At 57.7% G+C, this 26,065-nt stretch carries 26 protein-coding genes and 1 riboswitch; of the genes, 16 read left to right on the forward strand and 10 right to left on the reverse strand.

Features of this window, described 5'->3' with window-relative positions:
* Positions 1-126: 126 nt before the first annotated feature.
* From HY010_13480 to HY010_13550, 15 genes are all read left to right on the forward strand, one after another.
* The gene (locus tag HY010_13480) at positions 127-594 is read left to right on the forward strand and encodes a biopolymer transporter ExbD (GenBank protein MBI3476738.1); all 468 of its coding nucleotides are present in this window, start codon (positions 127-129) and stop codon (positions 592-594) included.
* A gap of 30 nt (positions 595-624) precedes the next feature.
* A complete protein-coding gene (locus tag HY010_13485) occupies positions 625-1,068 on the forward strand; it encodes a biopolymer transporter ExbD (protein MBI3476739.1) in 444 nt (147 codons plus the stop codon).
* Between the two features lie 118 nt (positions 1,069-1,186).
* Positions 1,187-2,008, forward strand: coding sequence for a tetratricopeptide repeat protein (locus tag HY010_13490; GenBank protein ID MBI3476740.1), 822 nt, complete (start codon positions 1,187-1,189; stop codon positions 2,006-2,008).
* A gap of 345 nt (positions 2,009-2,353) precedes the next feature.
* The gene (accC, locus tag HY010_13495) at positions 2,354-3,856 is read left to right on the forward strand and encodes an acetyl-CoA carboxylase biotin carboxylase subunit (protein ID MBI3476741.1); all 1,503 of its coding nucleotides are present in this window, start codon (positions 2,354-2,356) and stop codon (positions 3,854-3,856) included.
* 162 nt (positions 3,857-4,018) lie between these two features.
* Positions 4,019-4,423 (forward strand): acetyl-CoA carboxylase biotin carboxyl carrier protein subunit, encoded by a 405-nt coding sequence (locus HY010_13500; protein ID MBI3476742.1) that lies wholly within the window; start codon positions 4,019-4,021, stop codon positions 4,421-4,423.
* 198 nt (positions 4,424-4,621) lie between these two features.
* Positions 4,622-5,284 carry a hypothetical protein gene (locus HY010_13505; GenBank protein ID MBI3476743.1) on the forward strand — a complete coding sequence of 221 codons (663 nt, stop codon included), beginning with the start codon at positions 4,622-4,624 and terminating at the stop codon, positions 5,282-5,284.
* Positions 5,285-5,355: 71 nt separating this feature from the next.
* A complete protein-coding gene (locus tag HY010_13510; protein ID MBI3476744.1) occupies positions 5,356-5,736 on the forward strand; it encodes a hypothetical protein in 381 nt (126 codons plus the stop codon).
* Between the two features lie 278 nt (positions 5,737-6,014).
* Positions 6,015-7,073 (forward strand): sigma-54-dependent Fis family transcriptional regulator, encoded by a 1,059-nt coding sequence (locus HY010_13515; protein MBI3476745.1) that lies wholly within the window; start codon positions 6,015-6,017, stop codon positions 7,071-7,073.
* A 109-nt stretch (positions 7,074-7,182) separates the two neighbouring features.
* Positions 7,183-7,974, forward strand: coding sequence for a hypothetical protein (locus HY010_13520; GenBank protein MBI3476746.1), 792 nt, complete (start codon positions 7,183-7,185; stop codon positions 7,972-7,974).
* A gap of 45 nt (positions 7,975-8,019) precedes the next feature.
* Positions 8,020-8,394, forward strand: a complete 375-nt coding sequence (locus HY010_13525; GenBank protein MBI3476747.1) for an ATP-binding protein — start codon at positions 8,020-8,022, stop codon at positions 8,392-8,394.
* Complete coding sequence (locus tag HY010_13530; protein MBI3476748.1) at positions 8,391-9,719, forward strand: sigma-54-dependent Fis family transcriptional regulator; 1,329 nt, start codon at positions 8,391-8,393, stop codon at positions 9,717-9,719. The genes HY010_13525 and HY010_13530 overlap by 4 nt, the downstream gene beginning before the upstream one ends.
* Positions 9,706-10,068 carry a flagellar biosynthesis protein FlgB gene (locus HY010_13535; GenBank protein MBI3476749.1) on the forward strand — a complete coding sequence of 121 codons (363 nt, stop codon included), beginning with the start codon at positions 9,706-9,708 and terminating at the stop codon, positions 10,066-10,068. Before HY010_13530 ends, HY010_13535 begins: the two co-directional genes overlap by 14 nt.
* On the forward strand, positions 10,065-11,144 hold the full coding sequence (locus HY010_13540; GenBank protein ID MBI3476750.1) for a hypothetical protein: 1,080 nt from the start codon (positions 10,065-10,067) through the stop codon (positions 11,142-11,144). The genes HY010_13535 and HY010_13540 overlap by 4 nt, the downstream gene beginning before the upstream one ends.
* A complete protein-coding gene (locus tag HY010_13545) occupies positions 11,141-11,965 on the forward strand; it encodes a FliM/FliN family flagellar motor switch protein (protein MBI3476751.1) in 825 nt (274 codons plus the stop codon). The genes HY010_13540 and HY010_13545 overlap by 4 nt, the downstream gene beginning before the upstream one ends.
* Positions 11,966-11,975: 10 nt before the next feature.
* Positions 11,976-12,908 (forward strand): hypothetical protein, encoded by a 933-nt coding sequence (locus HY010_13550; GenBank protein ID MBI3476752.1) that lies wholly within the window; start codon positions 11,976-11,978, stop codon positions 12,906-12,908.
* A 7-nt stretch (positions 12,909-12,915) separates the two neighbouring features.
* Here HY010_13550 and HY010_13555 read toward each other — a convergent pair whose 3' ends face one another.
* The 8 genes from HY010_13555 to HY010_13590 form a co-directional block, all read right to left on the reverse strand.
* Positions 12,916-13,800, reverse strand: a complete 885-nt coding sequence (locus HY010_13555) for an energy transducer TonB (GenBank protein MBI3476753.1) — start codon at positions 13,798-13,800, stop codon at positions 12,916-12,918.
* Between the two features lie 69 nt (positions 13,801-13,869).
* On the reverse strand, positions 13,870-14,982 hold the full coding sequence (locus tag HY010_13560; GenBank protein MBI3476754.1) for an ABC transporter permease: 1,113 nt from the start codon (positions 14,980-14,982) through the stop codon (positions 13,870-13,872).
* A complete protein-coding gene (locus tag HY010_13565) occupies positions 14,979-16,067 on the reverse strand; it encodes an ATP-binding cassette domain-containing protein (protein ID MBI3476755.1) in 1,089 nt (362 codons plus the stop codon). The genes HY010_13560 and HY010_13565 overlap by 4 nt, the downstream gene beginning before the upstream one ends.
* Entirely contained in the window at positions 16,064-17,161 is a 1,098-nt protein-coding gene (locus HY010_13570) for an HlyD family secretion protein (protein ID MBI3476756.1), read from the reverse strand. The genes HY010_13565 and HY010_13570 overlap by 4 nt, the downstream gene beginning before the upstream one ends.
* Positions 17,158-17,841: a TetR/AcrR family transcriptional regulator gene (locus HY010_13575; GenBank protein ID MBI3476757.1), complete on the reverse strand. Its 684-nt coding sequence runs from the start codon at positions 17,839-17,841 to the stop codon at positions 17,158-17,160. The genes HY010_13570 and HY010_13575 overlap by 4 nt, the downstream gene beginning before the upstream one ends.
* A gap of 133 nt (positions 17,842-17,974) precedes the next feature.
* Positions 17,975-18,253, reverse strand: a complete 279-nt coding sequence (locus HY010_13580) for a MoaD/ThiS family protein (protein MBI3476758.1) — start codon at positions 18,251-18,253, stop codon at positions 17,975-17,977.
* Positions 18,254-19,540, reverse strand: coding sequence for a threonine synthase (locus tag HY010_13585; protein ID MBI3476759.1), 1,287 nt, complete (start codon positions 19,538-19,540; stop codon positions 18,254-18,256).
* A gap of 136 nt (positions 19,541-19,676) precedes the next feature.
* Positions 19,677-19,790, reverse strand: a riboswitch (SAM riboswitch).
* 82 nt (positions 19,791-19,872) lie between these two features.
* Positions 19,873-20,592, reverse strand: a complete 720-nt coding sequence (locus HY010_13590; GenBank protein MBI3476760.1) for a hypothetical protein — start codon at positions 20,590-20,592, stop codon at positions 19,873-19,875.
* A 197-nt stretch (positions 20,593-20,789) separates the two neighbouring features.
* Between HY010_13590 and HY010_13595 the strand changes: the two genes are divergently transcribed.
* A complete protein-coding gene (locus HY010_13595) occupies positions 20,790-22,934 on the forward strand; it encodes a PD40 domain-containing protein (protein ID MBI3476761.1) in 2,145 nt (714 codons plus the stop codon).
* 54 nt (positions 22,935-22,988) lie between these two features.
* On the opposite strand, the gene HY010_13600 is transcribed toward HY010_13595, so the two are convergent.
* A complete protein-coding gene (locus HY010_13600) occupies positions 22,989-24,494 on the reverse strand; it encodes a right-handed parallel beta-helix repeat-containing protein (GenBank protein ID MBI3476762.1) in 1,506 nt (501 codons plus the stop codon).
* Between the two features lie 179 nt (positions 24,495-24,673).
* Positions 24,674-25,864, reverse strand: coding sequence for a D-alanine--D-alanine ligase (locus HY010_13605; protein MBI3476763.1), 1,191 nt, complete (start codon positions 25,862-25,864; stop codon positions 24,674-24,676).
* Positions 25,865-26,065 lie beyond the last annotated feature (201 nt).

Below are 26,065 nucleotides of genomic sequence, written 5' to 3' on the forward strand. Positions count from 1 at the left end.
CCGAAAACGGCAGTCGCCAATCGTGAGTTGCCGGACGGGCGTCCCAGTGCGGGGCGCCCGCTCCTCCACCTCAACGAGCAGAACGCGACTGGTGGATCGAAGCAGCGGGACAGGAAAGGAATTTCGATGGCATTAGCAAAGCGAAACGAAGGCGCCAAAGTAAACTCCGACATCAACGTGACGCCCATGGTGGACGTGATGCTGGTGTTGCTGATCATCTTCATGGTGGTCACGCCCATGTTGCAGCACGGGCAGCCCGTGGACATGGCGCAGGTCAACAACCCGGCGCCGATGCCGGACGCGGACAAGGAAGATGCGCTTCTGGTTGCGGTCACCCGCGAGAACAAAGTTTTCTTCGGGACCGATCCCATCAAGCCGGAAGATCTGACGCAGAAAATCAAAGACAAACTGGCCAACAAGACGGACAAGCGCGTTTTTATTAAAGCGGACGCGCGGGCAAAGTTCGGATGGGTGGTCGAGGTCGTGGATAACGTCCGCGCCGCAGGCGTGGATCAATTGGGATTGCTGACGGATCAGAAAAAGACCCCGGGTGCTTTGACGACGCCGCCCAAGGCGACGACGGGCGGGCAGTAACCGCGGGCTAGCAGTCGAGGAGATTAATTTATGGCAATGGCAATGGGTTCGGGCGGAGGGCAGAGTGCGAATATCAACGTCACGCCGCTCATTGACGTGTTGTTGGTGTTGCTGATCATCTTCATGGTGATCACGCCGTTGACTCCAAAGGGTCTGGATGCACTGGTTCCGCAGCCGCCTCCACCCAATCAGAAACAACCGCCTCCCACACCGGATCGTACGATCGTGGTGCAGTTGATCGATCACGGCCCGGGGCAGGATCCGGGGCTGAAGATCAATCAGGACGAAGTGACTTGGGAAAGTTTGCAGCTGCGCCTGTCGGACATCTTCAAGGCGCGCGCGGAAAAAGTCATGTTCGTAAAAGGGGACGACAATATTCCCTTCGCGAACGTGGCGAGCGTGATCGATATCGCCCATTCAGCGGGTGTAGATAAAGTGGGCCTGATCACAGCCAAAATCGAAGCGGGCAATTAAGATACTAGGTCAAAGTTCAGAGGGCAGATTGCCAGGGTGACTTAACCTCCGCAATCTTACCTCTCACCTCTGACCTTTCCGGGTTTCTACTCCGTGGCAAGGGAGATTCATAACGCGAATGAAAAACACCGCAAAAATAAAAATGCTGGTGGTACTGGCAGCCAGTCTGCTGCTGCTTCTGGGCACCGGCTGCACCAAGTTGAAGGCGCGCGACCAGCTCAACAAGGGCGTGCAGGCCTTCAAGAACAATAAATTCGAACAGGCAATCGATCACTTTCAACAAGCTGTGACGCTGGATCCGTCTCTCCTCAACGCGCGGCTTTATCTGGCCACTGCCTACGCGCAGGGATATGTGGGGGGCGTGGATACTCCGGAAAACATTCGTATGGCGGAGCAGGCGATCGATCAATACAAGCAGGTGCTGCAGGCCGACCCCAAGAATATTAATAGCGTGAAGGGAATCGCCTACCTCTACCTGCAGCAAAAGAACTTTCCTCTGGCAAAAGAGTTTTACAAAAAGGCCTCCGAACTCGATCCCAACGATGCCGAGCCGTATTACTCGATCGCCGTGATTGACTGGACGCAGACCTATCAGCCGCGCATGGAAGAGCGGCAGAAACTGGGCATGAAGTCGGAAGAGTCGCTGGCTGCAAAAGATAAGAAGCTCTGTGCGACGATCCGGGAAAAGAATACCGCCAACATTCAGGAAGGCATCGACAACCTGACCAAGGCGATCCAGTTGCGCCCGGACTACGATGACGCGATGGCCTATCTGAACCTGATGTACCGTGAGCGTGCGGACGTGCAATGCGACGATCCTTCAGCCCGCGCCGCCGATCTGAAGACTGCGGATGAATGGGTCGACAAGACCATGGCCGTCAAGAAGGAAAAGGCCGAGAAGCAGCCCGCGGGCGGCATCGTAATGGACGAGAACAAGTAGGGTTTTTGTTTTCAAAAGAAGGCCCCTCGCGGATGCGATGGGGCCTTTTTTAGTTTGTGGGCGCGGTGGCGGTAAGTGTTGTATTCGATTTCGGTCCCGAAGGGACCCGCCGATAATAGCCCGCCAGTTTACTGGCGGGGAAATGAACGCGGATGCGGGCAAGTGCCGGAGGCACGACTGGTCCGGCGATCGTGAGGCGGTGCATCAGTCGTCCCTCCGGGACTTTTGGCTCAAGATGTTCGCGATCCCGGCGTTGAAACGCCGGACTATTTTCAGTCGTCCCTTGCGGGACTTTTCATGGGGTGCGGGTCACGCTGGGGACTACAATCGATTCGGAAACGCGCCATGTTCAAGAAGATCCTGATTGCCAACCGGGGAGAGATTGCGGTGCGGGTGATCCGTGCGTGCCGCGAAATGGGTATTCCCACGGTGGCTGTCTTTTCCGACGTGGATCGCGCCGCCCTGCACGTTCGCAAAGCGGACGAGGCCTACCACATTGGCCCAGCGCCGGCGGTGGAGTCCTATCTTCGGATCGACAAGATTCTCGATGTGGCCAGGCGTTCGGGCGCAGAAGCAATTCATCCCGGATACGGTTTCCTTTCGGAGAATGCAAAGTTTGCGCAAGCCTGCGCAGACGCGGGCGTGAAGTTCATCGGCCCCACACCGGCGTCCATGGAAATGATGGGATCGAAGACGCGCGCCCGCCAGGAAATGGAAAAAGCGGGAGTGCCGCTTGTGCCCGGCACATCCCGCGGACTGCAATCTCCAGGAGAAGGCGAAGAAGTCGCAGAGCGAATCGGTTATCCAGTGATGTTGAAAGCGGCGTCGGGCGGCGGCGGTAAGGGCATGCGGCTGGTGCATTCGCGCGCAGAGTTACGCTCTGCGCTGGAAGCCGCGCAAAGCGAAGCGCAGCGCTCATTTGGCGACAGCGAAGTCTACATTGAGAAAGCGATCGTGAATCCTCGGCACATCGAGATGCAGGTGCTGGCGGATGAACATGGAAACACAGTCTGGCTGGGCGAGCGCGAATGTTCGATTCAGCGCCGCCATCAGAAAGTGCTGGAGGAAGCGCCGTCGCCGATCGTCGATGTCGGTATGCGCCGCCGTATGGGCGAAGTGGCTGTTCGCGTCGCAACAGCTGCAGGGTACACCAATGCCGGAACCGTCGAATTCCTGGTAGATCAACAAAAGAATTTCTATTTCCTCGAAATGAACACCCGGTTGCAGGTGGAACATCCCGTGACCGAACTGATCACCGGCCTCGACCTTGTGCATTTACAGATTCGCATCGCACACGGCGAGAAGCTCCCCTTCACGCAGAACGATATCCAGATTCGTGGACACGCGATCGAATGCCGCATCTATGCGGAGGATCCAGACAACAATTATTTTCCGAGTCCGGGCAAGATTACTTTGCTGGTTGCCCCGTCCGGTCCGGGAATCCGCCGGGATAGCGGCATGTACGAAGGGTGGACGGTCCCGCTCGATTACGATCCTCTACTCGCGAAATTGATCGGCTATGGTACGGACCGGCAGCAGGCGATCATGCGGTTGCGGCGCGCGCTGCATGAATATTTTGTGGCTGGCATCAAGACGAATATTTCTTTGTTCCAGCGAATCTTGCGCGATGAAGATTTTCAGGCGGGCAAACTTGATACCGGGTATCTGGATCGACTGCTAGCGAAGAAATCTGTGGCCGCGGAGTCCGCGCCGGAGCCGGAAATTGCGGCGATCGCGGCAGGGCTGTTTGAAATCATCGCTCCGAAGGCGGGAGACCGGCAAAATGGGGGCGTGGTTGCGACAGCTTCCAAATGGAAAGAAACGGGGCGCGTGGAAGGGCGGCGGTGAACAGTTTCAAAAAAGATGCGAGCGTTTGGCATGCGCCCTTCAAAATGTAAGGGCGTCTGAAATTCACGTATGGTTTACGAAGTCACCATAGACGGCAAACCGCATCGGCTCGAACTTGAACGGGCCGAGAGTGTGTGGAAATGCCGTCTTGATGGGCGGGAGATGGTGGTGGACGCGGTGTTGGCGCGACCAGACGTGCTCTCGCTCCTGATTGAAGGCCATTCGTACGAGATTAAGCGTGAGCAGACCGCAAACGATCTCCATCTGTGGGTCGGGAGCTCGCGCTTTGCAGTCGAGTTGCGCGATCCGCGCTCCCTGCGCTCGCGGCGGGACGGAACAGGGGATGCCGCCGGTCCGAAAAAGCTGGTCTGTCCGATGCCGGGGAAGATTGTGCGCGTGCTGGTGACGGAGCAGTCGGAAGTCGAAGCTGGCCAGGGAATCGTGGTGGTCGAAGCCATGAAGATGCAGAACGAGATCAAGTCGCCGAAGAAGGGTGTGGTGCAGAAGATTCTGGCCGTACCGGGCGCAAGCGTGAATGCAGGGGACGTGCTGGCGATTGTGGAATGACGCTCGCACCGGCCTTGGGGCTGCTCAAGACCTTGCGTTTCAGCTACCTGCCGCGAATTCGAGTGGAACCACCAGAGCAATCTGCACCCGGCGGTTGGCCGTACGGCCCTTCTAGAGAGTTCTCCAGATACAGCACCTCCGTGATCTAAACCTCTTCATTCGTTACGGATACGATGATTCAGTTGGGGGAGGTGTGTCTTGAAATGGCAGCGCATCATTAGTCTGGTAACACTGGCAATTTCGTTGTTCACGCTGGTCTTAGTTGTGCGGAAACCGGCGCCGGTTGCCGTACCTGTTTCCCCGGCAGCGACCGCAGCCAATGCGCAATCGTTTCAGGAAAAGGTGGACCGCCTTGAGCAGGCCGGGTCGACGGGCGTGGGTGGCGGCGAGGTTCGTCTGACTTCCGGCGAATTGTCGGCCGCGCTCGCGCAAGCCACCGGAATGATGCCGACGGCGGCGGCAACGCCTGCATCCACGGCTTCTTCCACGAGTTCTTCTTCCAGTTCTCCGGCTGCGAGTCCTTCGAACACTTCTGCTAGTCCGACCGAGTTTCCGGGTGCGGTACCGAACATCAAGGATTACCAGGTGTCGATGGATGGCGACGTCGTGCGCGGACAGTTCCTCACCAACATCGCTGGTAAAGATGTGTACCTGACGCTCGCTGGACACCTCGGGTCCAAGGACGGCTACGCGACGTTCGATGCGACGGAAGTAAAAGTGGGCGACCTGAGCGTTCCCGTGTCACTGGTGAATGATGCGCTGCAGAAGAAATTGGCGGAGCAACGCGATCAGTTGAAGTTGCCGAATAACGTCAAGGATCTGAAAGTCGAGAACGGTGAGTTGGTGTTTGTAGAGAAATAGGATGGCTCGACACTGCATCCATTCTTTCGTTGATGCAGGTTGCAACGAAATTGGGACACACGGAGGGAACGATGGGTCGTGCATTCGGATTTCTGGGGACGCTGATCGTGGCGGCGGTCGGGATGTATATCTATTCGATCCAGTTGAAGGGCACGGCCACGCCCGGCGGCGGCGACAGCACTGCGGAAACGGCCAACCTCGTGGGCGTCAAGAATGATCTGATCAGCATTGCGAACGCGGAGCGCGGCTACTTTGCGACGCAACAGAAATATGCGTCGCTGGACGAGTTGGTCGTGGGCAACTACATCACGATCGAGAGACAACGGCCTCCCTATACGTATGATGTTCAGACCACCTCCGGAGGATTTCATGTAACTGCAACGCGCGACCGCGCGGGCGCTCCGGCGCAGCTTTGGATCGACGAGAGCATGCAGATCAAGGCGTCGGATTGAGCGGTCCTGACTATCTGTGTTGAGAGTTGTGTACAGGACGATCACGACTGCACGCAGAAACGCCGCCTCTTGTAAAGCAGAAGTTGCGGCGATTCCCACACTACGGTTTCACTCTTCGTGATTTTCTAATCTCTATCTAATCCCATTCTTATCCGGGCAGGCTTCAATCAGTCCATATGACCAGCCAGCCGTTTTTGCCCCATCATGCCGAACACGTACTTGTGGCGAGTCCCAGCAGCGTCGTGCGCCAACGAGTTCTCGAAAGTCTGCGTTCTCCCGTGCGATGCGTCGAACAGGCGAGCGGTGGAGCAGAAGCGTTAGGTTACCTGGAGAGCGGCGCCTGGCAAGTTCTCTTTCTCGACCGATCATTGCCCGACTTGAATGCGGAAGAATTGAGCCACACCATCCGGCAAAGATTTCCCATGGTGGAGATTGTCTTGCTCGACTCGGAAGCCGATTCCGATGTTGCTGCCCTGCCAGAAGAACGCGTAACGCTCCCGCCACGTAAACCTCCCAATGTAGAAAAGCTGATGCCAGCGCGGGCGGTAGTGGTGAACGCAATCCTGCAGGCGCCGTTGCCGGGAATGATTGGCGGTTCGCGAAAAATGCAGCCCGTGTATCGAGGATCCCGGCTGATGGCGCGGCGGGATACGACTGTTCTAATCACAGGTCCAACGGGATCGGGAAAAGAGTTGGTGGCGCGCGCTATTCACGATTTAAGTGCGCGGTCCGCGCGCGCGTTTGTGGTGATCAACTGCGCTGCTATCCCTGAGGCTCTTCTCGAATCCGAACTCTTCGGGCATACGCGAGGCGCATTTACAGGGGCGATGCAATCGTATAGCGGCAGAATTCAGATGGCACAGGGAGGCACGCTCTTCCTGGATGAGATCGGCGACATGCCTCTGAGCTTGCAACCGAAGTTGCTGCGATTTCTGGAGCAGAAAGAAGTCCAAAGGTTGGGGAGTTGCGAAGTTCTGCGGGTGGACGCTCGCGTGATCGCCGCAACCAATGCTCGGTTGTTGTCGCTGGTGCAGCAGGGAAAGTTTCGCGAAGATCTGTATTACCGTTTGTGCGCTTTTCCGATCGAGATCCCGCCCTTGCGGGAGCGTCCGGATGACATTCTGGAACTTGCCCAGCATTTTCTGGACAAGTTTTCGTTGCGACCGCCAGCGCCGGAATTGTCGCCGGAAGGCGCGCAGTTATTGCGCTCGCATCCCTGGGCAGGCAATGTGAGGGAATTGCAGAACGTGATTGAGCGCTCGCTTATCCTCGCCGAAGACGAAATGATGATTCGTCCGGAACACATGCTGATGCCCGAAGATCGTGCACATGGTTAGAAACAGGCCATCTACATCGGTAACATTTTCCCAGTGCGGCTGTTCACGATAAGAGTCTTCTAAGGGGATCGGGGAGATAGCTGGCATCGCTCTTGCAAGAGCAGTTGTGATGTCATTCTCTTTTCCGATACCACAAACTCCGACGAGTGACGCCGACCATCCACTGGCACGGGCGTTCGCATCTTTCACAGAGGCGGCGGTTTCTCTCGAACGGTCCTACGCTCAGTTGCAAACCCAAGTGGTTCATCTGCGCGAAGACCTGAACGTCACCAATCGCGAACTGGCGCAAAGCCTGGAGGAAAATCGGCGAATCCGCGAGCGACAGCGGCGGATTCTGGAAGGGCTGCCGTGCGGGGTGCTGGTACTAGAAGGGGACACTGTTTCCGTTCTCAATCCTGAAGCGGAGCGGCTAACGGGTGTCAGAGCATCGGAGGTGAATGTTCTACCGGCTGCGATCCTCGCTGCACTCGAGCGCGCGCGGGACACTGGCAACGAAGAGGAACTATCGATCGACGGAACTGATGGCGAAAAGCCAACGTGGCTGTCGATTCGGCACGCATGGCTGGAGCGCGACGCCGAGCGCTCGACCTCGGTGTTCATCCTGCGCGATGTGAGTGCCGCGAAAGAACTGGAATTACAGCGCGGGCGGTTGGGAAGGCAGCAGGCGTTGGTGGAGATGTCGGCATTGCTGGCTCATGAGATTCGTAATCCGCTGGGCAGCCTGGAATTGTTCGCCGGCCTTCTGGCCGAAGCGCGTCTCGAGAAAGAGAGTCAGCAGTGGGTCGAACATGTCCAAGCTGGACTACGCACGCTTTCCGCGACCGTGAACAACGTGCTGCATCTCTACAACACTCCTCAGCCGGAAGCCGCGGAAATGGATCTCGGGCAATTGCTCGACTAGGCGCACGACTTCCTGCGTCCGCTGGCCAAGCAGGCAAAAGTTGAATTGCATCTCACCAATGGCTTGCGCGGCGTCACCGTGCGCGCCGACCGGCATCGTCTCGAACAGGTGCTTCTTAATCTCGCCTTGAATGCGTTTCGCTTTATGCCCGGTGGAGGATGGCTCGGTTTTCGGGGTGCTGATCTGGGTGCGAAGGGAGCCGAGATTGAGGTTCGAGATACGGGGCCCGGCATACCTGAAAGCGATTTGCAGCGGATATTCCAGGCTGGGTTCAGTACTCGTCCCGGCAGTTGCGGGCTTGGGCTGGCAGTGTGTCATCAGATTCTGGAACAGCATGGCGGCACGATCGCGGCAGAAAGCCGCGCGGGCGAGGGCACCACGTTCCGACTGAACCTGCCGCGCACGGGAGTGGCGCAATGAAGCGCGTATTGATTGCGGATGATGATGCCGGGATGCGAGCGGCGCTCGAAACACGTTTTCTGCAGCGCGGCTGGCAGGTTGATCTGGCCGTGAACGGATCCGAGGCGCTCGGCAAGTTCCGTGAAAGCCGGCATGCCCTGGTCATCACCGACGTGCGCATGCCGGGACGCGACGGTTTCGAGTTGATGCGTGAGGTGCAGGCAACGTCACCACGAACCGCAGTCATTCTCCTGACTGCGTATGGTTGCGTTCCCGATGCGGTGCAGGCGATCCAGAGCGGGGCATGTGACTACCTCGTCAAGCCCGTGTGTTTCGAAAAACTGGAATTGGCCGTTGACCAGGTTTTGCGGCGGGCGCAAGAAGAGAACAAGGACACCGAATCACTGATAGGACACTCGCCAGCATGGGAACTGGCGCTGGAGCGGGCGCGGCAAGCGGCGTCTACAGATGCCGACGTCCTGATCGAAGCGGAAAGCGGCACGGGGAAGGAATTAGTGGCGCGGCTGATTCATCGCTTGAGCGATCGTAAGCGAGGGCCGTTTGTCGCGTTGAATTGCACTGCATTTCCGGAATCGCTGCTGGAAAGCGAGTTGTTCGGCCATGCGAAAGGTGCGTTCACGGGCGCGGTGGCGGCGCGTCCCGGAAAGTTCGAGAGTGCCAACGGCGGCACGCTCTTGCTGGATGAAGTCGGCGAGATGCCGCTTCCCTTGCAACCCAAGTTACTGCGCGCGTTGCAAGAGCGCGAGTTTGATCGCCTGGGATCGAATCAAACCGTGCATGTCGATATCCGCGTGATTGCGACCACCAATCGTCCCCTGGAAGCCGCGGTCAAGGAAGGCCGCTTTCGCGCGGATCTGTATTACCGGCTGAATGTGATTCCGCTTACGCTGCCTCCGTTGCGGGAGCGCTCAGGAGACATCGCGGAACTGGCAGAACATTTCGCACGCATCTATGCCGCGTCGGGCGCGGTGCCACCCCTAAGCAGCGCGCTGGTGGCCCGCTTACAGGAGCAGGTGTGGCCGGGCAATGTGCGCGAGTTGGGCAACTTCGTGCGGCGGGCGGTTGCCCTGTCCCGCGGCGGCGAGATTGGGCTGGAGGCATTCGACCACGGTAAACCATCGGCGCGCGGTGCCGTTCCGGAGTGGAAAGCGGGCCTGTCGCTGGGAGAAATGGAACGGCAACTCCTGGCGATGACTTTGGAATCGACGGGCGGAAATCGTTCGCGGACCGCGGAACTGCTGGGAGTGAGCCTGCGCACGGTTCGCAACAAGATCCGCGAATACGGGCTGCCCCCGAGGAGTAACTACATCCATGTCAATGATTGATACGCCCATGATGCGAAGCCTGGAACGAGCGCTGGACACAGGCGCTTTCCGGCACCAGTTAATTACCTCTAACCTCGCGAACGTGGATACGCCCGGATACCGGACCCGCGACATTCGTCCCTTCGCAGGCGAACTGCAGCAGGCGATGTCGGGCGAAGAGCCGATGTTTTCTCCGATGTCACACGAACTGCGCGGGTTGATGGAGCGGCCGGATGGCAACAATGTGAACGTCGACCGGGAGTCGTTGCTGCTCGCCGAGAATCAGTTGCATTTTCAACTGGCGGTGCAGTTTCTGCGCGCGGAATTCCGGCGGCTGTCGCTGGCGATCCATGAAGGAGCAAACTCATGAACCTGTTTGGCATGCTGGAAATGAGCGGATCGGCACTGGGCGCAGAACGGCAACGCGCCGAAGTGGTGGCCAGCAATATGGCGAACGCACAAACGACTCACACTCAGGCGGGCGGCCCGTATCGGCGTCAGCTGGTGATCTTCCAGGCGCAGCGAACGCCGCGCTTTTCGCTGACACTCGCCGGAGCCCAACGAGAAACCTCTTCGGCCGTACGCGTGGCCGCGGTCGTTTCAGATACGCGTCCACCGGTGCAGCGTTTCGAGCCCGGGCACCCGGACGCGGACAAGCAAGGCTATGTTTCGTACTTGAGTATTGTGTTCGATTGCCGGCTGGTTTCAGCGGAGCATCTGACCTATCGCGAATTTCTGCAACGTCTTCCGGAAATTGCCTATCTCGCGTCCTGCGATCTGGTGCCAGCGGCGGCGCAAGCAGTGCTGCAGTTAGATCTCGCGGTGGCCTTCCCCGTCATTGACTTGTTACTCGGAGGAGAGGGTAAGGGAGGCGATCTGGGCCGGGAGATCACTGCCATCGAAGAGCAGATCTTGGAGAGTGTCATGCGGATCGTGTGCCGTGAGATGCAGGCTGCCTGGCAGGCCATCGCACTGGAATTCCGGTTTGGGCAACGACAGCCAATCGCACAGGCACAGCGCCTGATGGTTCCCGAAGAAAAGAATTTGTGTCTCAGCTTCGAAGCGAAGATGGCGGAGACTCGCGGCACATTGAACATGGCGATTCCGGCCGTGGTTTCGAACGCTCTCCTGCGGAAGATCTCTGCTGACCTGAGTTTCCAGCGCCCGCGCAGCCCGGTGGAGGCGCGTCGCAGAATCGAAAGGCGTTTGCTCGGCGCCGCATTCCAAGTGGACCTTTTCGCTCCGACGCTCACTGTCTCCCTCAACGCTTTGGCCAAGTTGGTACCGGGCTCGGTGCTGTTGTTTCCGGAAAGCATCGAACAACCGGCGACATTGATGGTGGATGAAATGCAGTTGTGTTCGGCCGCGGCGGTGCGAGTAGACGCGCAACGCGCGGCCCGCGTGCTCGCCATGGAAGCCAATCCGGCAAGGCCTGGTGAAGTATGACCGAGTCCGCAAACACACCGCTCCTCGACGAGTTGCCTGCATGGCTCGAAGGCTGGGAGAAATGTATCCAGTCTGTGCTTTCGCAGACGACCGGCCAGAGCGTCGTTTTTGAGGCATCGGCAGAGACACTGCCGAATGCGGAATCCGACTTGTGGTTCACCGTAGTCGTCGGAGGGGCCGTGCGCGGCGAGATGTCGTTACGTTTGCCGGCTGCTACCGGCATCCGCCTGGCGCAAAAATTTCTTCAGGAAACGGAACCAGCGCCGGACTCACCCACCGCAGACCACAAAGAGGCGCTCGAAGAACTGTTTCGTCAGATCGCAGGGCAAGCCGCCACTGCGCTGGCATCCACGGCAGGCGGAGAAGTGCAATTTCACCTGGCTGGTTCGGGAGCGCCTTCGTGGTCAGCATCGAGCAACAGGAATCTGCATACCCGCGACGAAGCGGGAGCGTCCATTTCCATTGAGCTTCAGATCAGCGCTGCACTGGCAGGCGCATTGCAGGCCAGTCACGAACCACCCGCACCCAAATCTTCTACGCCGGTGCTTACAGAGATTTCACCCTCTCCGGGGACCGCTCGCTACGAACGATTGCGCGACGTGATTCTCGAGGTCAAGTTGCGTTTTGGAAGCCGTCGCATGGTACTCCGCGATGTGCTGGCGCTCAGCGCAGGCGTGGTGGTGGAACTCGACAGCAATGTGAATTCTCCTGTCGATCTGCTGCTCGACGGCAGGGTTGCTGCGCAGGGCGATGTGGTGGTGGTCGACGGTAAATATGGACTACGCGTGACTGCGGTACTCGATTCCGCACCACCGTCGTAAGGAAAACACTATGCGCGAAGTTGGGCAGATCTTGAAGTGGCTGGAGCACCGGACAAGGGAATTCGAGCACTCCAAGTCGGGCTGCGGCCTCATCCTGTGTGCAGGGCCGAAGTCGCCGTGGGCACGATTATGGAAGAAACGAAGTGGAGCTCTTCTGCAAGGCGAGTTCTATTGCCAGCGGGAATGCCTGGAAATTGCATTGACGGCACAGCTGGCGCGTCTGCACGCGCTGAATCCGGCGCCGCCTCCTTCCAACCGCATTCCTCTGGGACTGCTCATGGTGGCGCGCGGCTGGCTCACTCATGAACAGGTAGTGAAGGCTCTGGCTGCGCAAGAGAAGGCCCGCACTGGACAGATCGGGGACTGGTTCGAGCGACTCGGATTCGCCACCGAACAACAGGTCACTTCAGCGCTTGCTTTGCAATGGGGATGTCCGGTGACCTCCTCGTTGGATTCGGCAGCGATCCAGCCATTCGACCGGATTCCGCTCGGGATTCTGGAAGCTTTCCAGATGATTCCCGTGCATTTCGTCCGAGCGACGAACACGGTTTACATCGCGTTCGGGCAACGGGTGGATCATGCCGCGCTCTATGCGATCGAAAAAATTCTCGGCTGCCGCACTCAGCCCTGTGTCGCCGGGCGCAGGCATGTTGCCGACGAACTGGTCCGTATGCGACAACAGCCCCGGCCCCGCGAACTGGCATTTGGTCCCATGCGAGACTTCGCCGAAATTGGACGAGTCAGTGTCAGCTACATGTTGAAGCTGGGCGCCGAGGACGCCACCTTGGGCCGAGTTGGTGACTTTATCTGGCTTCGCGTGCGGGTCCGCAATGCTCATACGGACGTGGTATTCCGGTTGGAGAGTAGAGTTCGCGCTGCAAAATCGGCAGTCGGGTTGGGGTATTCTTCGACCGACGCCAGTGAGATTGCTTTGATCGGATGAGGAAGAATCAATAGAGCTTGAAGTTTACTTGGACGCTGATCAGCACCAGCACAGGGTGGCCATCCCTAGTAGCCGGATCGAACCGCCACGTTTCCACAGCCTTGATCGCCTGTTCGTCCAGCCCGAGGCCCGCGGGCTTCATGATTCGGATATCGTGCGCTAGTCCGTCCGTTCCTACAACCACCGACAATATGGATTGCGCCGCGTACCCTGCCTGCCGAGCAAATTCCGAATATTCTGGTTCCGGATCGTACTTCAATTGGGGCGGAGAGACACCACCGCCCACGGGAACGACGGGTGCTGAGTGGTCTTGCGCTACCGGTACATTGTCCTTATCTTGCTTATCCTTCGATGCGAACCACGCCTTCCAAACATCGGGAAGCGCGTTCTTGAGTGGCTCGTCCGCCGCGAGAAACACCACTTCCATCACCTTCGCTACGTCTGGAATCTCCGGCTGCGCCGTGCCACACTCCAGTTCAATCTCAATCCCGCCATGTTTCGAGGCCCACTCGTCGATTTTCTTGATTCTGAAAATCTTCCTCGAGGGATCCTCCTTCGTTATGGAACCGAGATCACGAAATTGATTGCTACCAGGGTCCAAGAACAGGAACAACCGTTGCGCCTTGATGTGCAGGACTCCCGCTTGCAATGAAATGTCCTGCACTCTCACTTGTCCGTCGACCGTCCACGGACCGGGAGCGGCTGGCGGAGAGAGCTTCCCATCAGCGCCGAAATGCAGGGACGCTCCGGGGTAGGCCTGCCGGAGTGTCAGAATCTTGTTGCCATATGCCGCCTGCAAATCGCTCTTACTGGCGACAGCATGGGCGATCATCGGCGCGCCGAATAATAGAGCGACACCGATGCAAGCATGCAATGGTCTGCGGAATTTCACGGTACGCCTCATGCGCTTCGGGAAGAGGACAGGATTCTACCACCCTGAACTCAGATGGAGTATTTGGGATTACAGCGTGCGCTTGAACAGCGGCACGGCCAGGCCCAGCGTAACCAGCGCAAAAATTGCGAGGTACATGACGTCGGGAAGAATTGCGATCAGGCCGCTCTCTTTCAACAACAGCGCCTTGAATCCGTGAACGGCGTAAGTGAACGGATCCACAATCGCGATGGCGCGCAGCCATGCTGGAAATGCCTGGATCGGATAAATCGAGCCGCTGGGGAAGAACAGCAGTGTATTCAGAATTCCAAAAACAGCGCGGGGCACGAGCGGATCCTCAACCCGGACCATCATCAGGAACATCATACCGTTGAAGGCCAGAGAGACGGTGACGATCATCAAGAGCAGTCCAAGCACGGTCCCCGGATTGAAGATGGTGCCGACTCCGGACATGAGCGAGCCAATCAGGCTGATCACGACCCCGGTGAGTACGGCCTTGATGGCACCCGCTCCGTTCAGTCCGAAGACCAGTTCTGCTTTGGTGATCGGAGTCACGAGATATCCTTCGTGCACGCCTCGCGCCTTGTCGTCGATATAAAGCATTCCGCCGCCGATCATCACGGAGACGAACATCGCCAGCGCGATCGATCCGGGCAGCAGGTACTTCATGTATTCGATGTAAGGATAGAGTTCCACCACATCGAGAGCGGTTTGCCGCAGAAGGCGAGGCTCAATCGCCGGCTGGTTAAGAGCTTCGGTGATTCCGGCCAACTTCTCCTGCATGGTGGAACTCATGAAGTTGTCGCTGTTGTCCACGATGAGCGCGATGCGCGGACGGTTCTGCTGATAAACGCGCGCCGAATATTGCGGTGGAATGATGACTGCGCCCTGGATCTTTCCGTTGCGCACATCTTCGCGCGCCTGTACTTCGTTGTCGTAGTCAACCGGCACGAAGGTGCGCGCATTGGCGCGGACAGAATCGAACGCTTCCTTAATGCGAATCGCCTGTGTGCCGTGGTCCTCGTCTACGATGCCGAGCTTGGCATCGCGAATCTTTCCGCCAAACGCGTTCCCGAGCACGATCAGTTGCACCAGCGGGAAGATCATGGACACCATCATCAGCGCGGGCGAGCGGAAGAACTTGCGCATCTCGCGCTCGATAATTGCCATCATGCGGTTCATGGTTGCATCCCCGGACGCTGCGGCATCGTGAACGCATGCGCCTTGACCAGTTCGTCGCGTAACTGGCGCCCGGTGTAGTGGACGAATACATCGTCGAGCGTGGTGTTCTGCACCGAGAGTGTGCGCACCGGAACGCGCGCCTCGACTGCCATTTCGACCAGCATGGTAGTGGTGCGGGAACCGTTGGCGGTTAGCACGCGGTACATGCCCGCGCCCTCGTGCTGGACAGAAGTCACTTCCGGCAGGGCACGCAAACGCTGCTCCCAGTCAGACGGTGGATTATCAAATTGCGCTTCGATCACATTCGATCCGGGCACGCTAGCCTTCAATGCCTCGGGACTATCGAGCGCGACAAGCTTGCCGTGATCCACAATCGCAATGCGGTTGCAGAGTCGATCGGCTTCGTCCATGTAGTGCGTGGTGATGAGCACGGTGAGTTTGCGCTTCGACTTGATGTTGGTGAGCATCTCCCAAACCGCCACGCGAGAGACAGGATCGAGACCTGTGGTCGGCTCATCGAGAAAGAAAATCTTGGGACTATGCACCAGTCCGCGCGCGATTTCGAGACGCCGGCGCATGCCGCCGGACAACGTTTTCGTTTGCGCGTCCCGCCACTTTGTGAGGTCAACAGTTTCCAGCAACTCGTCGATCGCTTGCTTGCGGCGTTGCGCGGGAACATCGTAAAGCTTGGCGTAGATGCTCAGATTCTCCTGCACGGTGAGATCAATGTCGCTGGTCATGGCCTGCGGAATGACGCCGATCGCTCGTCGTGCTTCGTTCGGTTCTTTGCTCACATCGTGCCCCGCCACGCGGGCGAATCCTGAGGTGATTGGAATGAGAGTGGTCATCATCCGGATCAGCGTCGACTTGCCTGCGCCGTTGGGGCCGAGCAGTCCGAAGATCTCGCCTTCCTTCACCTGAAAAGAAACATCGTCGACCGCGGTGAAGTCGCCATACTTTTTCACGATGCGCGAGACTTCGATGGCGTTGGGCGCGTCCGCTGGAATTTCGCTCTTTCCGTTGAATTCAGAAACCGGAAGCGGAGCGTCATTGCCGGTGCCATGATTCGTGGGTACGTCGCTCATGGCTTCCCTGCAGCTTCGGAATTCTTCGGCACTGTGCCCTTCAGTTGCTCAGGGGACACCAGCACTTCGGCGGTCATGCCGGGCACATACGCGCCCTTAGGATTGTCGAGGCGAACCTTCAGGACGAGCGTGCGAATATCGCGCTTGCGGCGGCCGACATCGCGCTGGGTGGCGAAGTCCGCTTCCGCGGCCTTGTAGAACACTTTGCCAGGAGTAACCGTGCCGCCCGGCAGGCGAACCCGAAGCGTGTCGCCGAGCCCGATGTGATCGGCGTCCGTCTCTGGAATCGCCGCGCGTACCCACGTGTCGCTGAGATCGACCACCGTGACGATCGCCTGCCCGGCAGTGATTACTTCTCCTTCACGCGCCGCCCGCACCAGCACCGTCCCCGTTACCGGGGCATAGATCTTTGTGTAGCCGAGACGAACTTCGGCTTCCTTTAGTTGCGCCTGTGCGTTGGCGAGTTGCGCCTGCATGGAGGCGACCGTGCTTTCCGCGGCGCCGGCCTGGTTGGTGCGAGCACTCGCGGAATCAAGGTCGGCTTGCCCCGCGCGTACCTGATCCTTCAATGCCTGCACGCTGGCCTGCTGCGCTTTCAAATTTTGCTCCGCTTGTACTTTCTCCATTTCGGAGGCTACGCCGGCCTGTGCAAGTCCAACGATGCGGCGGCTGTCGCTTTCTACGCGAGTCAGAGTGGCTTCGGATTGCGCAAGCTGTGCGCGCGCGGATTGCAATCTTGCCTGTGCGTTGGCGACATCGCCGGAGGTCGAGCCCTTGGTCGATCGCTGCGTGAACTGGCTCTCGCTGACTTTCGAGCGAAGACTGGAAATGGTTGCTGCTGCCGCCCGCTCCTGCGCCTCGAGTTCCGCTGGATCGAGCGTCGCGATCAGGTCTCCCTGCTTAACGGAAGCGCCCTCTTCGACCAGCAGCTTCGCGATGCGGCCACCGACCTGCGGGCTGACCACGATCTGGTTCGAATCCACTGTGCCGACCAGGACCAGGTCATTTCCCGCGGGCGTCGAGAGAACGTAATAGGCCGATGCGATCAACAGAAGGATGCCAAGCAGGATCAGGAATTTGTTACGAACACTCATGCACGAACTCCTTGCCGTGACGCCGATAGCGGTCGCGTAAACAGCGCCGCGGAGATGAAGTCGAGTACGAATGCGCGCCGTTCCGCGATGTGCTCGTCCGTCAGTGGGTCAAACTTCATCACGGATTTGATCACCGGCGCCGCGCTGAAATAGAAAACAATTACTGCAACCATGGACGGAACAAAGTGCATGGGATCAATGGGACGAAATTCACCGGCGGCGATCCCCTCGCGCAATACTTCGCCTAGTTTTTGATAGATAGGCTGGAAATAGGCCCGCGCCACGCGCTTCATCTGGCCGATGCGGTCGGTGCCGCTGCGTATCCATTCTCCCTGAACGACGCGCGGGAAGCGTGGATTCGCCGCAATGTAATCGAAATAGGCGCCGAGGTAATTCAGTACCTTCTGGCGTGGTGCGAGGTTGCCCTCGAGCATGGGGACAACCGTATCGCGCAGGCCGCTGAAGACATGGTCGAGCACGGCCTCATAAATCGAATCTTTGTCTTTGAAGTAGTAATAGAGAAGAGCTTTATTAACACCGGCGGTGCGTGCAATCGCATCCGTGCGGGCGCCGGCGATGCCATGCTCTGCGAATTCGTCGATGGCCGCGTTCAAGATGGCGGCCCGGCTCTGTTCGGGCTTTCCGCGGGAACCGAGACGGGGTGCAGGCGAACGTTTCATGGGCTAATTAACCAGTTAGTTAGATAGTAGCCCATGCCTCCGGCAGCGTCAAGCGGACCTTTCCTTGGACGGAGCAGGTGCGAGGCCGGACGTGTGGATACAGAGCGTCCGCCCGGCCTGAACGGCAGATGCCTTACAGTCCGCCTGCGATCGATGGCACCAAAAGCACTTCGTCGCCATCCTGGAACGCGTAGGTATTGCCGCCGAGAAAGCGGATGTCCTCTTCGTTCACATACACATTCAGAAAGCGCCGGGTTTCTCCGGCTTCATCGCGCAGATGCGGCTTCAGGTCCGGGAACTGGGTATCGAGCACGGAAAAAAGTTCCGAGAGATTGGCGGCAGCACAGGTGATTTGCGGCGTGCCCGATGTCAGCCGGCGCAAGGCAGTCGGAATTTGGACAGTGACACTCATTTAAGCCTCCACAGGAATCGACGGCGTAGCGTCGGCAAAACTTGCAATCGTATTCAACTTGCTTTGCAGCAGGACTTCGAATTCGCGCAACTTGGGAGCGATGGGCGTTTCAGTTTCGTATTGCCCGGCCAGCACATCGGTTGTCTTCAGGCCGTTGCCAGTAATGCAGAGCACGGTCGTTTCATCGGAAAGAATGCGATCCTGCCGGACCAGCTTGCGTGCGGTGCCCACCGTGACGCCGCCTGCGGTCTCTGTGAAGACGCCTTCGCTCTCGGCGAGCAGTTGGATGTTGGCGATCACCTCGGCATCAGAAACATCTTCCGACCATCCGCCACTGGCTGTGATCGCCTTGATGGCGTAGTGTCCATCGGCGGGATTGCCGATGGCGAGCGAGCGCGCGATGGTCGACGGCCTCTGCGGCTCAATGTCTTTGCTGTACTGTTTGACGGCCGTCGAAATCGGCGAACATCCCGTTGCCTGCGCGCCAAAGAACTTCACGTCTTTCGGTTCGACCAATCCGAGCTGGATCAGTTCATCAAACGCCTTCTTGATTTTCGTGATCAGCGATCCACCCGCCATCGGGACAACGACGTTGTCCGGCAATCGCCAGCCCAGTTGTTCGGCAATTTCGAAGCCGACTGTCTTCGAACCTTCGGCATAGTACGGACGCAGGTTGACGTTGACGAATCCCCAGCGATGCTCGTCGGCAATCTGCGAACAGAGCCGGTTCACCTGATCGTAATTGCCGCTGATTCGCACCACGTTCGCGCCGAACACCTGCGTTCCGAGAACCTTCGCCGGTTCGAGATCGGATGGGATGAAGATCCAGGCCTTGAATCCCTCGCGCGCTGCTTGCGCTGCGACCGAATTCGCCAGGTTGCCGGTAGAGGAGCACGCTACGGTATCGAATCCAAAAGCACGCGCGTTGGCGAGCGCAACCGCGACCACGCGGTCCTTGAAACTCAAGGTGGGCAGGCAAACGGCGTCATTCTTCAGATAGAGATTGCGGATGCCGATCCGCTCTCCGAGTTGCGGCGCCTGCAGCAGCGGGGTGAATCCCGTGGGCAGTGAAGGCCGGAACGCGGCGGGCAAGGGCAGCAATTCGCGATAGCGCCATAGATTCGGAGCGCGCGAAGCGAACAGCTGGCGCGAGACCAGCTTCCGGATCGCGTCGTAGTCGTAGGTGATTTCGAGAGGCGAGAAGCAATCGTCGCAGATGCTGCGCGGTTGATTGCCAAAAGTCTTGCCGCATTCGCGGCAGGCAAGTTCATAGGTGCTCGTCGACATTTCCGCAACTGCCTTCTGTGACTGCGGGACGAGCCGGGTAAAAAAATACCCCAGATACGACAAAACCCCTTTTCCGAATGGGAAAAGAGGCTCGAAGTGCAAATAGCGCTACCTTGAAAAATGCGCTGCACCCCAAATCTCATGGTCCCCGTTACCGGGCGAGAGTTGGCACCTGCAATACGGGATAGATGATCCCGATTCGGTTGCCGTGGCGTCTATGGGCTCGTCCCTCAGCCACTCTGCATGAAATTCAGGTCCGCTCCGAAGAGCTGACTTGTTAAAGATAGTAAAACCGACCGAGCGGTCTGTCAAGAGGGGTTACGGGGAACACCTCACTTCGAATCAGGATCTGTTCGAATCCTGGTTACTTGCTGCTCTGCGGTGCTTCGGACCGCCCGCGATCCCTCCTGCCAGCGAGCGACCGTCGCTTCTTGAAGGCGCCTGCTCTCGGAGGCCGAGAAGAAAAGCGCCCCTTGATCTGCGGCGAGCAACTCTCTGCTTGACCATGGCGACCGCATCAGTCCGACCCCAGAGTGGGACTTCGGACCGAGCAACAGATGGCCCAACTCGTGCGCGAATGCGTACCCTAGAAGTTGTCCCAAGCAAAGCTGTCTTTCGGCAGCGAGACGGTGGATCGAGTCGTAGAAGATCCATGCAATCGAGCCGAACGACTCCTCAAGCCCACCTTCGGTTGCATAGCCAAACGCGTCTCCCCGGTCATAGAGGGATCGCGACATGGAGAGTGGAAGCACATTTACAACGAGATCCATTGGTCCCGGCAGCCGGGTGCAGGCAACTTCTCCCGACCATGTCGTGCCATCGAAACATACGAGCCAAAGCGTATTGACGCCAGCCTCGTGGAGGATCTTACGGGCTGTCGTTTCGGCTTTGGATAGAACGTTGGATTCAATCTGGGCATAGTTACGAACGCGAACGGTGATTTGTGTTGCTACATCCGATGGGAGTTGGAGGGCACTTTGTGAAGCGGCGCGCAAAGTGGCTTCTGGGAGAAGCAGCAGCGTCAGGATCCAAAACAACGCGGTGCGTTTCATGGAGCACCTCCTCGTGGTGCTCCATAAGTCGCGGATCTACCCGGCTACCTCAATGAGCGCGCTGTCGCACGGCCAACAAATATTTGTCGCACGTTAATCGGCTGATGGGAAAAGAGTTGTGCCGAATGTTTTGGTCAAGACAGTCTTCTTGAAATGGAGGATAATTTGGGGGTACGCCCCGGGTCAGGAGTTTCCCTATGTCGGGAATCCACACTCCAAGGCCGATTATTTCTTTTGGTCCGTTTGAAGCAGATCTGCAGACGCAGGAAGTGAAGAAACAAGGTATCCGGCTACACCTACCGGGCCAGTCCTTTCAAATTCTGAAGATGTTACTGGAGCGGCCAGGGGAGCTGGTCACTCGCGAAGAACTGCAAGAGGCGCTCTGGCCTAATGAAACATTCGTCGACTACGGCCACGGAGTGAACGCGGCCGTGAACCGGTTGCGAGATGCCCTGGGAGATTCCGCGGACAATCCCCGGCTGATCGAGACCTTGCCTCGGCGGGGATATCGGTTCATTGGGACGATTGCGCAGCCAGAGGAGTCAACTGCACCGGCTGAAGCAGGGGACGATAGGCGCGATCGCTTGCGTTGGCTACGAGTTGGAGCGGGCATTCTTGTCGTAGTTGCGGCGTGCGCACTCGCAGTGTGGTTTGTGCCTCGAGTTGCTCCTGGATTCTCCCTTCCAAAAATAACAACACTTGCAGCTGTGCCAGTCACAGCCTACCCGGGGGAGGAGTTATGCCTGGCGTTTTCCCCGGATGGATCGCAGATTGTTTTCGCGTGGAATGGTGATCCTGAATTGGGTCCGCAGGGTTTCGATCTCTACGTCAAGGTCCTGGGCAGTGAGGACCTGCTGCGCTTGACGCATCATCCATCGGCAGCGATTTGTCCAGCCTGGTCCCCGGACGGTTCGCAGATTGCCTTCCACCGCCTGTCTGGTGCAGACACGGGATTGTACGTGGTTCCTGCATTGGGTGGGCCGCAGAGAAAGCTGCGCTCCACAAACATCACGAGTGAAAACCATACGTACATCAGTTGGTCTCCAGACGGCAAATGGATTGCCCACGTGGATAATCAGCGACTCTTCCTTCTCTCCACCGAAACCTTGGAAAGCAGACAGATTCCCCACACTCCTGAGTGTCTTTCGGAAGGGATGCCCGCTTTCTCTCATAGCGGGCGAGAATTGGCATACTTCTGTACGCAAAACACTCAAAATTTGACCCGCGGCTTGTACACCGTCTCAACCTCGGGGGGCACGCCAAAACTGGTGACCACAATTGTCTGCGGGTGGCCTCCACGGCCACCCGCTTGGGCAGCCGGCGACCAGAAGTTGGTTTTTTCAAACACTCATTTTGGAGAAAGCTCCGACCTATATGACGTGACGCTCGCGGATGGATCAATTCGGAAACTACCCACCGAGGGAGGCGCCTTTGGTCCGGCAATTTCTGCAAAAGGGGACAAACTCGCCTACGTCAAACCCATTTCCGGCGATCATGGCCAGATCTGGCGAAGCGACCTGCTCAATCCGGGATCCTCCGGAGTCAGGTTGATGGCCTCTACCTATCAACAGCGAAGCCAACAGTTCTCCCCGGACGGAAAACATATTGCGTTTGAGTCCACTCGAGGAGGAATTCGAGAAGTTTGGATGAGCGATGCCGACGGGACTCAGCTGGTGCAGGTTTCGAATTTCAAGGACCCACGTACCGGCTCGCCACATTGGTCCCCGGATAGCCAGAAGATCGTCTTCGATACCCGGCATTCCGAACTTGCGGAATTGTACGTCGCCGATATTTCTGAACGGTTACCGCGGAAGTTGATCACAAACATCACGGACATTTTTCTTCCCACCTGGTCGCACGATGGAAAGTGGATTTATTTCGTTTCGGGCGAACCAACCAGCAGGGGAATTTACCGCTGTCCAGCGAGCGGAGGAGATGCGGTTCTGCTGTTGACGCTGCCACCACAAAGTTCGTTGCTCGGGCCATTGGCGGAGTCATTCGATGGAGAAACGCTCTATTTTTCGAGGGCGGTAGGAGGTTATCGGTGGGAACTGGATATGGTTTCGACTCAACGGCCCGTCAAGATTACCGCAGTAGAAGGACTGCCCACGGTTGATTACAACGTCTGGGCAATCGCGCCGGGAGGCATGTACTTTGTGGATTTTGATGCGAACAAGTCGATCCGTTATTTCGACTTCAGTACCAAGCAGGTCCGCCCAATTTTGGATGTAGGAAGAGCTGTCGACGGCGGTTTAGCGGTCTCCCCGGACGGCCGATGGGTCCTCTATGTTCAAAAGGAGGACTATAACGAAGACATCATGCTTGTCGACAACTTCCAGTAGGGTCTGTTTGCTTCCGAGTAAGTCGGGTTCCGTGCTGTCCAACCTCTCGCAGCCTCACTGCTCATATCCGCCAATATCAATGTTCGACCCTTGCACCCGTGGGTTACCCGCATAGTCGGTGGCGCCGACAACCCCGGTTCCGAGATTGATCCCCGCATTCACCGCTCGCGAGGCCGCTTGAACGTGGAGATCCGGCGTGGTCGGGTTCACAAAGAGAGGATCCGCATAGTTCGAATGGGAATCCTCACCTGATCCCGATTGATAGGCCGTAAAGCCGCTGTAGGTTTTTCCTACCCACAGCCAGGTCGTGCCGCTGGCGTTCGCGCTCGAGTAATAAAGGTTGTAGTCGACGTCGGCGGGGTTGGGAGTCGACTTTGTGTAGTTATTGACCATGTAGCCCTGTGCGCCCGCATACACAATGTTGTTCTTGAAGACATTGTTGGTGGCGTGAAACTGAATCTGGAATTCTCCTGAACCCGTGTTCTGGCCATCGTTCTTGTAGAGCGTGTTGTTCACGATGGTTACGTGATCGGTGCCACCGACGCCTGCCGCGTATCCGCCGATTGAGACTCCCGCTGAGTTTCCAAAGTAGATGAGGTTATTGCGGGCGGTTACAAAACTGGATGTCTTGTTCTTGTGCTCGCTGGCGATTTCAATTCCCAGGTCGACGTTGTGGATGAGGTTGCGTTCGACGATGACGTTCGTGCCGCCGTCCACATAGATGCCGTCGGAGCACCAGCAATTCTTTGGATACGACGGATTTCCGTCGGAAGAAATGTTGTAGACCGTGTTCTGGCTCACCGTGCCGTTGCGCGCCTGATCATAGGCTGGATTCGGCGAGGTGCCCTCAAAGCCGATCACGTCGATGCCGATGTTGTTGTTGTCGTGGATCAGGTTGTTGGTGACGGTGAACGTGTCCACATTGCCGTTGAGGGACATCGATTCGCTGCATCCAGTCTTGAGATGATCGAGTTCGTTGCCGCTGATCGTGAGATGGTTCAGCGCGGCCGGTGCCTCGCTTCCGTAGATCGCAACGCCGAGCGCATTCGCGCCGCATCCGGTCGCGGTCGTCACGATATCGTGAACGTGGTTATTGAGCAGTTGGAGATGGCTGCCCGCTCCAGTGATGTAGATTCCAACCGGGACATTGCTTCTGCTGGATGATTTGTAGTTTCGGACTTCCAATCCCTTCACGATGATGTAGCTTTGGCTCGCGATGTTGATCATGCCGTATTGGCCGCCGGGGATGGTGAGTCCGGTGCCGTCGAGAATCGCGGCCTGTTTGGAATAGTTCTGGAGCGTGATGTACCCGGCTGCCGCGGATCCTGATGCTGGAATATTCACGGTCTCGTTGTAAACGCCGCCCAGTACGTTAACGGTGTCGCCCGCCTGGACATGATTGGCGGCATATTGCACGTTCCGCCATGCGGTGCGCCGGGAAAGGCCATCGTTGGCGTTGTTGCCGGAGGTTGCAACGTAATACGTAGCGCCGAATCCGAACCCGCTGCAGAGCAAACTGAAGCAGATGCAGGAGAGTGATCTTTGAATTTTCGATCGCATGGCGGTTGCCTCTTTAGTTATGGTGCTATCTCCTCTGGCAGTTCTTTCTAATAATGGTTATTTAGTTTCGTTTTATTACGGTTAGTAGATTGCAAATTTATGCCCGCCTCGGAATCGAGTCAAGCGAAATTGCCTGGAACACGCAGTAGGAAGGGCGTGGAAGCCGAATGAATAAAGGCTTACCGGCTGTACTGGTTCCTCTTCTTATCCTCGTGGCGCTCGATCCCTAACTGAATCAGCCGGGAGATCAGGTCAGGATACGAGAGTCCCGACGCCGCCCAGAGTTTGGGATACATGCTGATTGAAGTGAAGCCAGGCATGGTATTGATCTCGTTGACGAAAATCTTGCGGGACTTCGGGTCCATGAGAAAATCCACGCGGGCCAGGCCGGAACAATCGACAGCCTGAAATGACGCGACAGCCAGCGACTGCAAGTTTTTCATCTCCGATTTGGTTAGCTCAGCGGGAATGACTAACTCGGATCCTTCGTCAAGGTACTTGGCGTTGTAATCGTAGAATTCTTTGCAGGGGACGATCTCACCGGCGATGGACGCTTTGGGATCGTCGTTGCCGAGCACCGAGCATTCAATTTCGCGAGCTTTGCGATTTTTCCCGCCAACGCCTTCTTCGATCACAATCTTGCGGTCGAACTTTGCGGCTTCTTCGATGGCAGGGCCCAGTTCTTTCCGGTCATGCGCCTTCGAGATGCCGACGGATGATCCCAGGTTTGCGGGTTTAACAAACACGGGATACTTCAACTTGCTCTCCACCAGCTTCTGAACTTTCTTCGGCTCGCTCTCCCACTGGCTGCGCAGGACGGTGACGTGCTTCACGATCGGCAGGCCCGCCGCGCGGAACAGGGACTTCATGACGTCTTTATCCATGCCGGCGGACGAGCCGAGAACGCCCGCGCCGACATAGGCCAGGTCGGCGAGTTCGAGCAAGCCCTGGATCGTCCCGTCTTCGCCGAACGTTCCGTGGAGCACGGGGAAGATCACGTCAACATTGATGGCGCGGTCGGTCGTGCGTCGAAGGGCGGAGGCTTCGATGCGGAAGGGCTCCATGCCACCGCCGCGATGGACCGGTTCGGGCGGCACGATCACTGCCTCGCCTTGGGCAAGAAGCGCGGCTCCGGGTGTCGCATCGGGATCGCCCGCGCGGAGGGGACGACTTTCCTCAAGCGGCTTTCCCTGCAAAAGTCGCTCGGCATTTTCCGACGTCAGCCATCGACCGTCCTTGGTGATTCCAATCGGGACAACGTTATATTTCGTCTTATCTATTGCTTTTAGGACCGATGCCGCTGAGAGGAGTGACACTTCGTGCTCGCCGCTTCGTCCACCAAAAAGGATGCCGACTCTGAGTTTTGCCATGCCATTTCAGTTTGGCGGGAGGCGCGGTCCGCGTCAATCGCAGGATTGGTACCCGAAAGGGTTGGACCCTCTGTCCGCGCAAAAAGAACACCTGCCAACAGGTTGCTGATTGTGTTGACAACCGTCAGAGGGCCGTTTAGCCTCGCTGATCAAGGGAAAAGGCTCGCCTGTGAAAGGGTCATCTTCCTGAATCCCCCAGAA

The organism is Acidobacteriota bacterium (assembly GCA_016196065.1).
Taxonomy (GTDB): domain Bacteria; phylum Acidobacteriota; class Terriglobia; order Terriglobales; family Acidobacteriaceae; genus Acidiflorens.

Excerpts from the sequence above, each read along its gene's own strand:
- HY010_13560 (MBI3476754.1), bottom strand. The coding sequence starts at position 14,982 with ATGAACCGCATGATGGCAATTATCGAGCGCGAGATGCGCAAGTTCTTC.
- HY010_13590 (MBI3476760.1), bottom strand. The coding sequence starts at position 20,592 with ATGAAACGCACCGCGTTGTTTTGGATCCTGACGCTGCTGCTTCTCCCA.
- HY010_13490 (MBI3476740.1), top strand. The coding sequence starts at position 1,187 with ATGAAAAACACCGCAAAAATAAAAATGCTGGTGGTACTGGCAGCCAGT.
- HY010_13485 (MBI3476739.1), top strand. The coding sequence starts at position 625 with ATGGCAATGGCAATGGGTTCGGGCGGAGGGCAGAGTGCGAATATCAAC.
- HY010_13530 (MBI3476748.1), top strand. The coding sequence starts at position 8,391 with ATGAAGCGCGTATTGATTGCGGATGATGATGCCGGGATGCGAGCGGCG.
- HY010_13595 (MBI3476761.1), top strand. The coding sequence starts at position 20,790 with ATGTCGGGAATCCACACTCCAAGGCCGATTATTTCTTTTGGTCCGTTT.
- HY010_13480 (MBI3476738.1), top strand. The coding sequence starts at position 127 with ATGGCATTAGCAAAGCGAAACGAAGGCGCCAAAGTAAACTCCGACATC.
- HY010_13585 (MBI3476759.1), bottom strand. The coding sequence starts at position 19,540 with ATGTCGACGAGCACCTATGAACTTGCCTGCCGCGAATGCGGCAAGACT.
- HY010_13550 (MBI3476752.1), top strand. The coding sequence starts at position 11,976 with ATGCGCGAAGTTGGGCAGATCTTGAAGTGGCTGGAGCACCGGACAAGG.
- HY010_13565 (MBI3476755.1), bottom strand. The coding sequence starts at position 16,067 with ATGAGCGACGTACCCACGAATCATGGCACCGGCAATGACGCTCCGCTT.
- HY010_13600 (MBI3476762.1), bottom strand. The coding sequence starts at position 24,494 with ATGCGATCGAAAATTCAAAGATCACTCTCCTGCATCTGCTTCAGTTTG.
- HY010_13535 (MBI3476749.1), top strand. The coding sequence starts at position 9,706 with ATGTCAATGATTGATACGCCCATGATGCGAAGCCTGGAACGAGCGCTG.
- HY010_13575 (MBI3476757.1), bottom strand. The coding sequence starts at position 17,841 with ATGAAACGTTCGCCTGCACCCCGTCTCGGTTCCCGCGGAAAGCCCGAA.
- HY010_13580 (MBI3476758.1), bottom strand. The coding sequence starts at position 18,253 with ATGAGTGTCACTGTCCAAATTCCGACTGCCTTGCGCCGGCTGACATCG.
- HY010_13605 (MBI3476763.1), bottom strand. The coding sequence starts at position 25,864 with ATGGCAAAACTCAGAGTCGGCATCCTTTTTGGTGGACGAAGCGGCGAG.
- HY010_13545 (MBI3476751.1), top strand. The coding sequence starts at position 11,141 with ATGACCGAGTCCGCAAACACACCGCTCCTCGACGAGTTGCCTGCATGG.
- HY010_13510 (MBI3476744.1), top strand. The coding sequence starts at position 5,356 with ATGGGTCGTGCATTCGGATTTCTGGGGACGCTGATCGTGGCGGCGGTC.
- HY010_13520 (MBI3476746.1), top strand. The coding sequence starts at position 7,183 with ATGTCATTCTCTTTTCCGATACCACAAACTCCGACGAGTGACGCCGAC.
- HY010_13570 (MBI3476756.1), bottom strand. The coding sequence starts at position 17,161 with ATGAGTGTTCGTAACAAATTCCTGATCCTGCTTGGCATCCTTCTGTTG.
- HY010_13500 (MBI3476742.1), top strand. The coding sequence starts at position 4,019 with ATGGTGGTGGACGCGGTGTTGGCGCGACCAGACGTGCTCTCGCTCCTG.
- accC (MBI3476741.1), top strand. The coding sequence starts at position 2,354 with ATGTTCAAGAAGATCCTGATTGCCAACCGGGGAGAGATTGCGGTGCGG.
- HY010_13540 (MBI3476750.1), top strand. The coding sequence starts at position 10,065 with ATGAACCTGTTTGGCATGCTGGAAATGAGCGGATCGGCACTGGGCGCA.